The organism is Methylobacterium sp. J-067, from assembly GCF_022829465.1.
Taxonomy (GTDB): Bacteria; Pseudomonadota; Alphaproteobacteria; order Rhizobiales; family Beijerinckiaceae; genus Methylobacterium; species Methylobacterium litchii.
On record NZ_JAKSXZ010000025.1, the window covers coordinates 1 to 13,389 of the forward strand.

13 protein-coding genes are annotated in these 13,389 nt (G+C 71.2%); 3 read left to right on the forward strand and 10 right to left on the reverse strand.

The window, feature by feature from the left end:
• Positions 1-273 precede the first annotated feature (273 nt).
• From MKK52_RS01210 to MKK52_RS01250, 9 genes are all read right to left on the reverse strand, one after another.
• Positions 274-1,077: an MBL fold metallo-hydrolase gene (locus MKK52_RS01210; protein ID WP_243951926.1), complete on the reverse strand. Its 804-nt coding sequence runs from the start codon at positions 1,075-1,077 to the stop codon at positions 274-276.
• 43 nt (positions 1,078-1,120) lie between these two features.
• A complete protein-coding gene (locus tag MKK52_RS01215) occupies positions 1,121-1,909 on the reverse strand; it encodes a TatD family hydrolase (protein WP_243951984.1) in 789 nt (262 codons plus the stop codon).
• A gap of 20 nt (positions 1,910-1,929) precedes the next feature.
• Positions 1,930-3,501 carry a methionine--tRNA ligase gene (metG, locus tag MKK52_RS01220; RefSeq protein ID WP_313898719.1) on the reverse strand — a complete coding sequence of 524 codons (1,572 nt, stop codon included), beginning with the start codon at positions 3,499-3,501 and terminating at the stop codon, positions 1,930-1,932.
• Between the two features lie 41 nt (positions 3,502-3,542).
• On the reverse strand, positions 3,543-4,577 hold the full coding sequence (locus MKK52_RS01225) for a DNA polymerase III subunit delta' (protein ID WP_243951928.1): 1,035 nt from the start codon (positions 4,575-4,577) through the stop codon (positions 3,543-3,545).
• Positions 4,570-5,247 carry a dTMP kinase gene (gene tmk, locus MKK52_RS01230; protein WP_243951985.1) on the reverse strand — a complete coding sequence of 226 codons (678 nt, stop codon included), beginning with the start codon at positions 5,245-5,247 and terminating at the stop codon, positions 4,570-4,572. The genes MKK52_RS01225 and tmk overlap by 8 nt, the downstream gene beginning before the upstream one ends.
• A gap of 16 nt (positions 5,248-5,263) precedes the next feature.
• A complete protein-coding gene (locus tag MKK52_RS01235) occupies positions 5,264-6,484 on the reverse strand; it encodes a D-alanyl-D-alanine carboxypeptidase family protein (protein ID WP_243951929.1) in 1,221 nt (406 codons plus the stop codon).
• 135 nt (positions 6,485-6,619) lie between these two features.
• The gene (locus MKK52_RS01240) at positions 6,620-7,825 is read right to left on the reverse strand and encodes a septal ring lytic transglycosylase RlpA family protein (protein WP_243951930.1); all 1,206 of its coding nucleotides are present in this window, start codon (positions 7,823-7,825) and stop codon (positions 6,620-6,622) included.
• A 256-nt stretch (positions 7,826-8,081) separates the two neighbouring features.
• Complete coding sequence (locus MKK52_RS01245; RefSeq protein ID WP_243951931.1) at positions 8,082-8,423, reverse strand: ribbon-helix-helix domain-containing protein; 342 nt, start codon at positions 8,421-8,423, stop codon at positions 8,082-8,084.
• Complete coding sequence (locus MKK52_RS01250; RefSeq protein ID WP_243951932.1) at positions 8,407-9,054, reverse strand: ParA family protein; 648 nt, start codon at positions 9,052-9,054, stop codon at positions 8,407-8,409. Before MKK52_RS01250 ends, MKK52_RS01245 begins: the two co-directional genes overlap by 17 nt.
• A gap of 339 nt (positions 9,055-9,393) precedes the next feature.
• Between MKK52_RS01250 and MKK52_RS01255 the strand changes: the two genes are divergently transcribed.
• Both MKK52_RS01255 and MKK52_RS01260 read left to right on the forward strand, forming a co-directional pair.
• Positions 9,394-9,951, forward strand: coding sequence for a PAS domain-containing protein (locus tag MKK52_RS01255; protein ID WP_243951933.1), 558 nt, complete (start codon positions 9,394-9,396; stop codon positions 9,949-9,951).
• 69 nt (positions 9,952-10,020) lie between these two features.
• Positions 10,021-11,661 carry an acyl-CoA synthetase gene (locus MKK52_RS01260; protein ID WP_243951934.1) on the forward strand — a complete coding sequence of 547 codons (1,641 nt, stop codon included), beginning with the start codon at positions 10,021-10,023 and terminating at the stop codon, positions 11,659-11,661.
• A gap of 4 nt (positions 11,662-11,665) precedes the next feature.
• On the opposite strand, the gene MKK52_RS01265 is transcribed toward MKK52_RS01260, so the two are convergent.
• Positions 11,666-11,806, reverse strand: coding sequence for a hypothetical protein (locus MKK52_RS01265; RefSeq protein ID WP_243951935.1), 141 nt, complete (start codon positions 11,804-11,806; stop codon positions 11,666-11,668).
• A gap of 238 nt (positions 11,807-12,044) precedes the next feature.
• Between MKK52_RS01265 and MKK52_RS01270 the strand changes: the two genes are divergently transcribed.
• On the forward strand, positions 12,045-13,277 hold the full coding sequence (locus tag MKK52_RS01270; protein ID WP_243951936.1) for an alpha/beta hydrolase: 1,233 nt from the start codon (positions 12,045-12,047) through the stop codon (positions 13,275-13,277).
• Positions 13,278-13,389 lie beyond the last annotated feature (112 nt).

A 13,389-nucleotide genomic window follows, 5' to 3' on the forward strand; every position in this document is an offset into this window, starting at 1 on the left:
AAGCCTCACACCCGGTGGCGGAGACCTCATCCTTACGAAACTCACGAACCGACCCACACCCGGCTTAAACCACCGCCAGGCACGTCCCGCTCGATTGTTCGGTAAGGTTGCCTACCTCAGCGCCACATCAGCAGCACCAGAGACAGACAGTCCAGCGTCCGGTTCGCTTCCGCGGCCGGCGCCGATGAACAGGGGTATACGCAGTCGGCTCAGGGTCGTCAACAGCGATTTACGCGAAAATGCCGAATCCCGCGCCGCAGCCTGTCGCAGCCCTCACGCGGGGAGGGTGAGGACCAGCCCGTCATAGGCCGGCACCACGGTTTCCGGCAGGCGCGCGGCGAGGCTGGCATAGTCGAGATCGGTGTGGAGGTTCGTGAGCACCGCCCTCCCCGGCTTCACCTGCGCGATGAGGTTCAGGGCGTCGGTGACGGAGAAATGGGTCGGGTGCGGGGTGTCCCGCAGGGCGTCGATGATGAGCAGGTCGAGCCCGTAGAGGCGCTCCAGACTCCGGGGCGGGATCAGGCTGACATCGGGCATGTAGGCCACCCTGCCGAAGCGGAAGCCGAGCGCCGGCTCGTTGCCGTGCTCCACGGGGAGGGGCTCTGCCTCCACCGCGCCGCCCGGCCCCTCGACGGCCACCCTCCCCTCATGGGCGAGGTCGTGCAGGTCGAGGATCGGCGGATAGTCGCTGCCCTCCGGCCGGACGAAGCAATAGCCGAACCGGGCGGTGAGCAGGTCCCGGGTGCGGGCGTCGGCATAGACCGGGATGCGCCCGCGCATACGGATCACCAGCGGGCGCAGGTCGTCGATCCCGTGGGTGTGGTCGGCATGGGAATGGGTGAACAGCACCGCGTCGAGCCGGTCCGTCCCCGCGTCGAGGAGCTGCTCGCGCAGGTCGGGGGAGGTGTCCACGAGGACGCTGGTGCGTCCGCCCTCCCCTTCGCGCTCCACAAGGATGGAGCAGCGGCGGCGGCGATTGCGCGGTTCGTTTGGATCGCAGGCGCCCCAGCCGCTGCCGACGCGCGGTACGCCGCCGGACGAGCCGCAACCAAGGATACGCAGGGTCAGCGTCGCCATCCGGATCTCCCGGTTCGGTCGTATCGCGGGAGGGCGGCCCCTGTCACGCCCGTCCCGGTCGTGCCCTGTCGAACAGGCGGAAGAAATTGGCCGTGGTGATCCGCGCCAGCTCCACTTCCGGCAGGTCGAGGGTGGCGGCCAATGAGCGGGCGGTGTGGGCGGTGTAGGCCGGCTCGTTGGTGCGTCCGCGATGGGGCTCCGGCGCCAGGAAGGGCGCGTCGGTCTCCACGAGGATCCGGTCCTGCGGGACCTTGCGGGCGATGTCGCGCAGCGCGTGCGAGCGGCGGAAGGTCACGATCCCCGAGAAGGAGACGTACAGGCCGATCTCCACTCCCACCTCGGCGAGCCGGGCGCCGGAGGAGAAACAGTGCAGCACCGCCCGGAACGGCGACTTGGCCATCTCCTGCGTCAGCACCTGCTCCATATGCGCGTCCGCGTCCCGGGCATGGATGACGAGGGGGCGCCCCGCCTGCCGCGAGGCCTCGATATGGGCGCGCAGCACGCCTTCCTGCACGGCGGCGGGGGCCGCGTCGGGGTAGTGATAGTCGAGCCCCGCCTCGCCGATCCCGACGCAGCGCGGATGGTCGGCGAGCGCCGCGATGGTCTCCGGCGGCGTGTCGGGCTCCTCCCCTGCCCCATCGGGATGGGTGCCCACCGTGAACCACACCTCCGGGTGCGCCTCGGCGATGGCCCGGTAGGTCGCGACCTTCGCGACGCGGGTCGAGATGGTGAGCATCCCCCCGACGCCCGCGTCCCGGGCGCGGGCGATCACGCCGGCCAGGTCGCTGGCGAAGTCGGGGAAGTCGAGATGGCAGTGGCTGTCGATCAGCATGGTATCGTGGGAAAAAGAGGTCACGCCGCCGGCGCCTCCGGCCGCTCGAAGCGGGGGAAGACCGGGCTCGGGGCGGGCAGGGGCGTGCCGGCCTTGAGGCGGCCGCCCTCCCCGAGCTGCGCGAAGGTCCGGGCGTCCTCCGGCACCGCCAGCAGGTCGAGGAGCTTGCCCGCCGAGCCCGGCACGAAGGGCTGCACGAGGATCGCGACGCAGCGGATCGTCTCCAGGGTGGTGTAGAGCACCGCGTTCATCCGCGCCGGATCGCTCTTGCGCAGCTTCCACGGCTCCTGGCCCGCGAAGTAGCGGTTCGCCTCGGCCACCACCGCCCAGATCTCCGCGAGGATCGCGTGGAGCTCGAGGTCCTTCATCAGGCCCCGCGCCCTGTCGGCGAGCGCATCGGCCTGGGCCAGCATCGCGCGGTCGACCTCGGCCAACTCGCCCGGCTCCGGCACGGCGGCGTCGCAGTTTTTGCCCACCATCGAGAGGGAGCGCTGGGCGAGGTTGCCGAGGTCGTTGGCGAGGTCGGCGTTGATGCGGTTGATGATCGCCGCGTGGTCGTAATTGCCGTCGCCGCCGAAGGGCGCCTCGCGCAGGCAGAAATAGCGCACGGCATCGACGCCGAAGGTCTCGGCGAGGTCGAACGGATCGACCACGTTGCCAAGCGACTTCGACATCTTCTCCCCCTTGCTCAGGAAGAAGCCGTGGCCGAACACGCGCTTCGGCAGCGGCAGCCCGGCCGCCATCAGGAAGGCGGGCCAGTAGACCGCGTGGAAGCGCACGATGTCCTTGCCGATGACGTGCAGGTCCATCGGCCAGAATTTTTTTCCGGGGCTCGCCTCGTCGGGGAAGCCGGTCACCGTCAGGTAGTTGGTGAGGGCATCGACCCAGACATACATAACGTGGCCCGGATGCTCCGGCACCGGCACGCCCCAATCGAAGTTCGTGCGGCTGACCGAGAGGTCCTTCAGCCCGGCGCGGACGAAGCTCGCCACCTCGTTGCGCCGTGTATCCGGCCCGATGAATCCCGGCTGGTCCTCGTAGAGCGCCAGCAGCCTCTCCTGGTAGGCGGAGAGGCGGAAGAGAAAATTCTCCTCCTCCATCCAGACGACGGGCGTGTCGGTGGCGATCGAGCGGCGGGAGCCGTCCTCCAGCAGCCGGGTCTCGGCCTCGTCGTAATAGGCCTCGTCGCGCACCGAGTACCAGCCGGCATACTTGTCGAGGTAGATGTCGCCGTTGGCCTCCATCCGGCGCCAGATCGCCTGGGCGGCCTCGTAATGGGCGGGCTCGGTGGTGCGGATGAACCGGTCGTAGGAGCAGCCCATCCGGTCGGCCATCTCGCGGAACTTCGCGGAGGTGCCGTCCACGTAGTCGCGCGGGGTGATCCCCGCCTTGGTCGCCGCCTGCTGGATCTTGAGGCCGTGCTCGTCCGTGCCGGTGGAGAACAGCACATCGTAGCCGTCCAGCCGGTGGAAGCGGGCGATGGCGTCGGTGGCGATCACCTCGTAGGCGTGGCCGATATGCGGCGCGCCGTTCGGGTAGGAGATCGCCGTCGAGAGGCTGAAGGTCTTGCGGGGGGAAGGGCCGTCCGTCACGCTCGCGTCCGCTGATCGAGGGGCCCGGGACGCCCCGTGCATCACCCGGCCCGGCTCAGGTCGGCGAAGAGCGACAGGACGACGGGCCGGCGGTCGAGGTTGTAGGAAGCGGCCTCCCGGGCGCTGCGGGCGAACTTCTCACACACCTCCACGAGCGCCGCAAGGCGCTGCACCGGCTCTCCCTGCCGCCGGTCGAGTTCGGCGGAGACGAAGCGCAGCACCGCGTCGCCGGCGGCGGCGAAGCGCTCCTCGCCGTCGCGGCCGGCCAGCGTCTCGGCGAGCTTGAGCACCCGGCCCCAATCGGGGTTGGCGGCGCGCGACAGCAGGGTCTCGACCTCCGCCACGAGGCCGGCGGTGACGGGATCGACGAGGCCGAGCGCCCGGCCGACCGAGCCCTCCGCGAGGCCGATGGCCCGCGCCAGGGTGGACTCCTCCGGCTGGGCGAAGGGCAGGGCCCGGATCGCCTCCGCGACCTCCCCGTCCGCCAGGGGGCGCAGGATCATCGCCCGGCAGCGGGAGCGGATCGTCGGCAGGAGCCGGCCGGGCTGGTGGGCGAGGATCAGGAACAGGGCGCGCGGCGGCGGCTCCTCCAGCACCTTGAGCAGGGCGTTGGCGGCGTTGGCGTTCAGGTCCTCGGCGCTGTCCACCACGCAGATCCGCCACCCGGAATCGGTGGCGGTGGAGGCGAAGAGGTCCAGCGCCTTGCGCACCATGTCGACGGAGATCTTCGTCGGCAGGGTCTTGGCCCCGTGGGCCTTGTGACGGCGCAGGGCCACGAGGTTCGGATGCGATAGGCCCGCCACCTGCCCGTGGATCGGGTGGTTGTCGGGGATCGCCAGGCCCGCCGGCCCGGTGCCCTGCGGATAGGCCAGGAGCCGCCGGGCCACCCGGTAGGCCAGCGTCGCCTTGCCGATGCCCTGGGGGCCGCCGATCAGCCACGCATGGTGCAGCCGCCCGGCGGCGATGCCCTCCGCGAAGGCGGCCTCGGCCGCGCCGTGGCCGATCAGCGTCGCGGTCTCGCGGGGGCGGGGGATGCCCGCCCGGTCGCCGATCTCCTCGTCCGCCGCCTCAGCCATGGGCGCCCTCCCCGGCCAGGGCCGGCAGGCGCGCGGCGACCGTCGCGGCGATGGCGGCCTCGACGGTGTCCGGGTCGGCGGTGGCGTCGATCACCGCGCAGCGCCCCGGCTCGTACGCGGCGATGGTGAGGAAGGCGGCGCGCAGGCGGGCATGGAAGCTCAGCGCCTCGGATTCGAACCGGTCCAGTCCCTCCCCGCCTCGCGCGGCGGCGCGGGCGAGGCCGGTCTCCGGCGACAGGTCGAGGATCAGGGTCAGGTCGGGCCGGGTGGGGCCGACCACGACCCGCTCCAGGGCGGTGAGCACGGACGGGTCGAGCCCGCCCGCCGCGCCCTGGTAGGCGCGGGTGGAATCGCTGAAGCGGTCGCAGATCACGGTCTCGCCCCGGGCCAAAGCCGGGCGGATCAGCCGGTCGAGATGGTCGAGCCGGGCGGCGCTGAACAGCAGGGCCTCCGCGAAAGGGCCGTAGGGCTTGGCCGCCCCGGCGAGCAGGGCCGCGCGGATCTCCTCGGCATAGGCCGAGCCGCCGGGCTCGCGCGTCACCACCACCGGGCGGCCGGTGCGGGCGCGCAGGGTGGCCGCGAGGCGGGCGACCTGGGTCGACTTGCCCGCCCCCTCCCCGCCCTCGAACGTGATGAAGAGGCCTCCCTTCGGCGGCGTCGGGTCCTGCATCGTCACGGGCGCGCGGTCACGACGGGTTGGCGGCGGCCCGGTCCTCGGGCTTGGCGCCCGAGGCCTTGTCGAAGGCCTTGCGCATCAGCCCGGTGCCGAATTCCAGCGCCGCGTCCATGGCCCGCTGGCTGAGGGTGCCCTGCCCCACCGAAGCGCCGGCATAGAGGGGCAGGTCGAGGGCGACGGTGTCGCCGCGCTGGACCCGCAGCACGCCGACCTGCTGCCCCTCGGTGATGGGGGCGACGAGAGGGCCCTGGTAGACCACCTTGGCGCTGACCTTGTCGCTGGCGCCGCGCGGCAGGAGCACCCGCACCGGCTTCTTCGCCACCAGGGGGACCGAGCCGGCATCGCCGCCATAGACCGAGGCCTCGGCCACGGTCTCGCCGGGGGCGAAGACCTGCCGCGGCTCGAAGGCGCGGAACCCCCATTCCATCAGCTTGCGCGATTCCGAGGCGCGGTCCCGCGCGGTCTTGAGGCCGGAGACCACGAGGACGAGGCGCTGGCCGTTCTGCACCGCCGAGCCGGTCAGCGCGTAGCCGGATTCCTCCAGGAAGCCGGTCTTGAGCCCGTCGGCGCCGATGTCGAGGGTGAGGAGCGGGTTGCGGTTCTGCTGGCGGATCTTGTTCCAGGTGAACTCGCGCTCGGAGAAGATCTTGTAGAGGTCCGGGTAGGTGTCGATCAGGTGGATCGCGAGCCTCGCCATGTCCCGGGCGGTCACCTTCTGGTCGGGCGCCGAGTAGCCGGTGGCGTTGCGGAAGGTGGAGTTCGTCAGGCCGATCTCCTTGGCCCGCTGGTTCATCAGCCCGGCGAAGGATTCCTCGGTGCCGGCCATGTTCTCGGCGATGGTGATCGCCGCGTCGTTGCCCGACTGGACGATCAGCCCGCGCAGCAGGTCCGACATCTTGATGCGGCTGTTCACCTGGGCGAACATCGAGGAGCCCCCGCCCCCCGCGCCGCCGCGCTTCCAGGCGTCCTCCGTCACCGTGAACTCGGTGTCCATGGACAGGCGGCCGGATTTCAGCGCCTCGAACACGATGTCCGTGGTCATCAGCTTGGCCATGCTGGCCGGGGAGAAGCGCTCGTCGGCGGCCTTCTCGAACAGGACCGAGCCGGAATCGGCGTCGATCAGGATCGCGTGCGGCGCCGCCGTCTGGAAGGATTGCGCCCACGCGGGCGCGGCCAGGGCCAGCGCCGTGGCGACGCCGGCGGCCAGGAGAGACAGAACGGTCCTGCGCATCGCGGATCTCCGGCGGGTCTGCGTCGCGCGCTTGTGGGGCAGAAACCTGCGGCGCGAAACAACTCAGGCGGCAACGAGCGTGACCATATCGCGTTTCCCCACCGGGATCGAACGCGAATTGCCGCAACGCGGCGCCTAGTAGATGCCCGCGTAGCGCGTGCCGTGCCCGCCGGACCGCGCGGGCGGCTCGGGGGCCTTCGCGGCCTGCTTCACCACCGGCTTCGCGGACCCCTTGCCGCTCTCCTTGACCGCCGGCGCCGCCTTGGCGCTGAGCTGGGCCATGGCGAGCTTGGCCGAGGCCGGCATCGCGGCGGGCGCGCCGCGCCCGGCCGGCCGGTGAGGCTCGGGCGCCACCGAGGCGACGCGGGTCGCCGGCGCGACCTTGGCCGAGGCATGCGCCGCGGAATGCAGAGCCGCTGGGTTGCCGCCGGAGACGGAGACCGCCGCCACCTTGACCGGCGCGAGCTTGACCGCCGCCGTCTGGACCGGCGCCGGCTTGAACTCCCGCGTGCGGCTGGCGGTGGGCTGCAGGGCGGCCGGCACGGAGACGGCGGCGCTCGCCAGCACGATCGGCGCGCGGACGGGACGGCGCGGAGCCTCCTCGGCGGCCTCGTCCCGCTCGGGGGCCGGCTTGTAGGCGAGCGGCGTCGCCCCCCGGCTGAACTTCTCCGTCTCCTCCACCGGGCCGAGATCGGCCACCATCACCGCCGAGCGCGAGCCGGCCGGCTGGCCGTCCGTGCGCAGGGTGGCGAGGAGCTTGCGGTCGTCCGAGCCGGCGAGCGAGGCCTTGCCGACATATTCCACCCGCACGTGGGCCGTGCCCTTGCGGTGGAAGCCCAGGGCCTCGGCCGTCTCCTCCGAGACATCCATGACGCGCCCGGCATGGTAGGGGCCGCGGTCGTTCACCCGCACGATCATCGAGGAGTGGTTCTCGAGGTTCGTCACCCGGACGTAGCTCGGGAGCGGCAGGGTCGGGTGGGCGGCGGCGATGGAATGGCGGTCGAACACCTCGCCGTTGGCCGTCATCCGGCCGTGGAAGGCGGAGCCGTACCACGAGGCCAGACCCTCGCGGACGTAGCCCGCCGGGTTCTCGCGGGGGGCGTAGGTCTGGCCGGCGACCACGTAGGGCTTGCCGGTGTAGCGGCGTCCGCCGCCCTTCGGGATCGTGTCGCCCTCGTTATAGAGACGCGGGCTCGCCTTCACCCCGTATTTCGGATCGACGCCGTTGCCGGTCGCGGCGAACTTCGTCGCGGTGTTCGAGGCGCAGTTGGCGGTGGCGAGCGCCACGCCCGAGACGGCCAGGAACCGCAGGGCCAAACGCCCGGGTCGAAGGTGCGTCATGCGCGGGGACACCAACTCTACGCGTGAAAACCGGACGTCACCCGGCAGCACCGGGTCCGCGGAGAATTGTCGGTGTGACGTAAAGGAAGGCTGAACGGATCGCTCAGACACGCCACGATCCACTGCCCCGCTTCAACCTCTACGCGAGGTTGTGCTCGCAACGGGTTGCAGGGGCGCGGCTTCCTGGGCCCTCCGAAAAGACGTCCTCGCGCGGGGCGCGAGGATCACGTCTCATCCCGTTCTCAGGGCAGGGGAATCAGCGCGGGGGATGCTCCGTCAGCTGGGCGATGGAGCAGGAACCGCGCTGCTTGAACAGCAGGTCGAGGGCTTCCAGCATCAGGCCGTGCATCTTGGTGCGCTCGGCATGGGCGAGGTCGCGCAGCTGATCGTAGACCGGCGGCTCCAGATAGACGGACATCTGGCGGGCGCGCTGCTTGAGCGTCCGGGTCTCGGGCACGGGCTCCGGCCGGGCGGCGGGGGCGAGGGCGACGATCTCGGCGCTGCGGAGGGCGGTCACGGCGCGGGCCGGGGCGGAGCGCTCCGGGGGCGTGGCCGCCGCCACGATGGCCGCGAGGCTGAGCTTAGGCGGCTTGGACATGCTTGTCCGTCCGGGCGTTCTGGCTGCGGCGCTCGATCCAAGACCAGAGCTTGCGCACCTCGGCGGCGGCCTGGCCCTTCGGGTTCAGCTCGGTGACGCCGAGGCCGAGGCCGATCGCGTCCTGGTGGTCGGTGCGGGCGACGATGTTCACGTCCGGCAGGATGCCGAGGACAGCGAGGCCGTCGGCGGCGTCGCGCACGCGGTAGGAGCGGGGCGGGGTCTGGTTCAGGACGAAGGCGAACTTCTTCTCCAGCCGGTAGATCGCGGCCAGCGTCGGCTTGAAGGCGCGCAGGTCGGCGGGGGTCGGCCGGCAGGGGATGATGCAGAGGTCGGCGGCGCGGATCGCCGACAGGGTGCCGGGGGAATCGACGCCGGGCGTGTCGATGAAGACGTAATCGTAGGCCGAGTCGCGCAGGCGCTCCATCACCGGCTCCAGTTGGGCGGCGTCGATCTGCGCGACCTCCGGCCCCTCCACCGTGCGGTGGTCGAGCCAGTCCGAGACGGTGGCCTGACGGTCCATCTCGAGGATGCAGACGGAATGCCCCGCCTCGCGGGCGGCGACGGCCAGGGAGATGCAGAGCGTGCTCTTGCCGCTCCCGCCCTTCTGGGTGACGAAGGTCAGCGCTTTCATCCGGGACGTCCTCCTGCACGCGCGGGAACGACGCCAGGACGGCACGGGCCCCCGTGCAACCTGAGGTCGTCGTTTTGCATCCTGTGCGATCCTGAGATCCAAGGATGTCAGGATCCTGAGTTGGTCCCAGCATGGTTAATGCTTCGTTAAGGGCCCCTGCCCCGGGCCCCGCCGGATTGCGCGGAAAATCCGGTGGAAATCATACTTCAGGTTTAGAAATGGCCGCGAATCGCTGGAGCGGGCTTTTCAGTGTGAAGTGAATGACGTAGCGTCGTTCTAGCAGGTGCCGGATGCCTTGAGCAGACTAACCTCAGGTAAACAGCGGCCAGGACGATGACGATGGACTCAACGATCCCGCAATCCGTGCTCAAGGCGTCCGGCGTCGTGGGCACCTGGGTGCACGACCACTGGGCGGGCTGTCTCTCCCTGTCGGGCGCCTTCCCCGGTCTGCTCGGGCTCGATCCGGTGGCGGCGGCGCAGGGCGTGCCGCTGGCGACCTTCCTCGACCGCACCCATCCCGACGACCGGGCGCGGATCGAGAACTACCTCTATGCCGTCAGCGCGATCGGCGGCCCGGTGGAGGCCGAGTTCCGCACCTGCGACGCGCAGGCGGGCATCCGCACCCTGGTGATGCGCGGCCGGATCGAGCGCGACGCCACCGGCTCCGTCGCCCAGGGTTGCGGCATCGCCATCGACCGCACGGAGGAGCAATCCGCCGGCCTGCTCCAGACCGAGCAGGTGATGAACCGCATGGCCGAGCACGTCATCGCCCTGCGCGGCCTCGCCCAGACGCTGCAGCGCCCGGTGCTGATCGAGCGCGTCGAGCGCCTGATGATCGAGGTCGGGTTCGAGCTCGCCCGCTTCCTGCCGGAACCCGAGGACGAATCCCGTCACTGAGCCGGCCCTCAAGCGATTGAACTGCCCGGCACCGGCACGCTACCGTCCCCGCCAACGACGGAGGGGACGATGGGCGACACGATCTACGACCGGGATCTCGACCGGGTCGCGGCCAACTACCAGCCGCTGACCCCCCTCCTCTATCTCGACCGGGCGGCGCGGGTCTTCCCCGACCACGTGGCGGTGATCCATGGCGGGCTGCGCCGGACCTATGCCGACCTCTACGGCCGCGCCCGGCGCCTCGCCTCGGCGCTGGCGGCGAGGGGCATCGGCCGGGGCGACACGGTGGCCGTGCTCCTCGCCAACACCCCCGAGATGGTCGAGTGCCACTATGGCGTGCCCATGACGGGGGCGGTGCTCAACACCCTCAACACCCGCCTCGACGCCGCCGCGATCCGCTTCTGCCTGGAGCACGGCGAGGCGAAGATCCTGATCACCGACCGGGAATTCTCCCGCATCGCCGGCCCGGCCCTGGCGGCGATGGCGCGGGCCCCCCTCGTCATCGACGTGGACGATCCCGAATACGACGGCCCCGGCGAGGCCCTGGGCGAACTCGGCTACGAGGCGCTCCTCGCCGCCGGGGACCCGGAGGCGGAATGGTCCCTCCCCGCGGACGAGTGGGACGCGATCTCCCTGAACTACACGTCCGGGACCACGGGCGACCCGAAGGGCGTGGTCTACCACCATCGCGGCGCGGCCCTGCTGGCGCTCGGCAACGTGGTGACGGGCGGGCTCGGCCAGCACCCGGTCTATCTGTGGACCCTGCCGATGTTCCACTGCAACGGCTGGTGCTTCCCCTGGACCCTCTCGGTGGTGGCCGGCACCCATGTCTGCCTGCGGCAGGTGCGGGCCGAGGCCATGTACCGGCTGATGGCCGAGCACGGCGTCACGCATCTCTGCGGCGCGCCGGTGGTGATGCAGCTCCTCATCAACGCCTCGGACGCGGAGCGGCGTCCCCTCTCCAACCGGGTGGCGTTCTTCACCGCCGCCGCCCCGCCGCCGGAGGCGGTGCTCGCCGGCATGTCCGAGGCGGGGTTCGACGTCACGCATCTCTACGGGCTGACGGAGAGCTACGGCCCGGCGGTGGTCAACGCGTGGCACGCCGACTGGGACGCCCTCTCCTCGGACCAGCGGGCGGCCAAGAAGGCGCGGCAGGGCGTGCGCTATCCGGTGCTCGAAGCCCTCGACGTCCGCGATCCCGAGACGCTCGACTCCGTGCCCGCCGACGGCAAGACGATGGGCGAGGTGATGATGCGCGGCAACGTCGTGATGCGCGGTTACCTCAAGAACCCGGCGGCGACGGAGGTGGCGTTCAGGGGCGGCTGGTTCCGCACCGGCGACCTCGGGGTGAAGCACCCGGACGGCTACGTGCAGCTGAAGGACCGCTCGAAGGACATCATCATCTCGGGGGGCGAGAACATCTCCTCGATCGAGGTCGAGGACGCCCTGTTCAAGCATCCGGCGGTGACGGCCGCCGCCGTCGTGGCCCGGCCCGACCCGAAATGGGGGGAGACCCCCTGCGCCTTCGTAGAGCTGAAGCCCGGGGCCTCGGCCTCCGCCGACGACCTCATCCAATGGTGCCGGGGGCGGCTCGCCTCGTACAAGCTGCCGCGCCACGTGATCTTCGGCGAATTGCCCAAGACCTCCACCGGCAAGGTGCAGAAATACATCCTGCGCGCCCGCGCCCGCGAGGGCACGGACGGCGCCTGACGGCTCAGTCCCGGCGCGGGCGGCGGGACGCGCTCGCCTTCACCCGCACCGGCATCCGGCGGGGGGCCAGGGAGGCCTGGAGCGCGGCAAGGCCGATCGCGGCGAGTCCGGCGGCGAGGACGGCCTGGGCGAGTGTGGGATCCACGTGAGGTTCCTCCTGTACGCCGACCCAAGGTGGCGATCCCCGGCCGATTCCGCCAGATTCCCCGGCGGTGAGGCGGGTATGCAACCGGGGGATGCGGTGACGCAGGCGCCCCGCCACACGAATCGTCATGCGGATCGCGTAGCGAGACTGATGCACCGCCGCCGGCCCTTGGATATGTGGCGCGGGCGTGCGCGTTCACAGGTGCCCGCGACGGTCGCGGCATGGCGCGGGGGATCGGATGGGTCGGTACGGGCGGGGTTTCGGCGCGGCGACGGCGGCGCGGATCGCAGGCCTCATCGTCGCGGGAGGCCTTTTCGCGGGAGGTCTCGGCGCCTCCGCCGCCCTGGCGCAGGGCACGGTGGCCCGGCCCGCCAACGAGCCCGCCGCCCCGGCGCCCGGCGATCCGGTGACGCGGGCGAGCTACTTCTTCGTCGGCGGCCGCTACCAGAAGGTCGGCGAGAAGACCCTGATGGTCGGGCAGATGTTCGTGGAGGTCCGCACCCCCGCGAAGGTCACGCAGCCCTATCCCGTGGTGATGGTCCACGGCCTCGCCCAGACCGGCCTCAACTTCATGACCACGCCGGACGGCCGCTCCGGCTGGGCACAGCGCTTCGTGGAATGGGGCTATCAGGTCTACGTGGTGGATCAAGTCGGGCGCGGGCGCTCCGGCACCAACCCCGAGGTCTACGGCCCCTACGACCGCCTCGGCACCCGCGACCTGGAGCGCACCTTCACCGCGCCGGAGGTCTACGACCTCTATCCCCAGGCCAAGCTGCACACCCAATGGGCCGGCGGGCCGGGCGTCCAGGGCAACCCGAGCTTCGACCAGTATTTCGCGAGCCAGGTCCCCTACCTCGCCAACTCCCAGCAGACGGAGGATCTGGTCGACACCGCCCTCGGTGCCCTCCTCGACCGGACCGGCCCGGTCATCCTCGTCACCCACGGCCAGGGATCGTTGTTCGGCTGGGCGCTGTCGGATTCCCACCCCGACCTCGTGAAGGCGCATATCGCCGTCGAGCCGGGCGGCCCGCCCTTCTTCGACGTGAAGTTCCGGGGGGGCAAGGATTTCTGGGAGAAGACCGGCGAGGGCCGCGCCCGCGCCTACGGCATCACCCGCATGCCCCTGACCTTCGCGCCCCCGGTGAAGACGCCGGAGGACCTCGCCGTGGTGCAGCAGGCCAAGCCTTCCGGTGACGGGCAGGTCCGCTGCTGGCTGCAGGGCGAGCCCGTCCGCACCCTGCCCAACATCGCCAAGGTGCCCGCCGTGATCGTGACGGCGGAGGCCTCCTTCCACGCCACCTACGACGATTGCACCGCCGCCTTCCTCGCCCAGGCCGGCGCCAAGCCCGAGGTGATCCACCTCGCCGACCAGAAGGTGCGGGGCAACGGCCACATGGTCATGGTCGAGAAGAACAGCGACCTCGTCGCCGACACCCTGATGGGCTGGCTGTCCGGGCGCGTGCGTCCGTGAGGGGCCGCCCCGAGCGGGCGTGATCGATTCGCCACAGGCCTGGGGAAGCGCGCGTATCGCCCTTGCGAGCGTGGCCTTTGCCACGTACCCATCCTGAAAAGCGCAGTCGGCG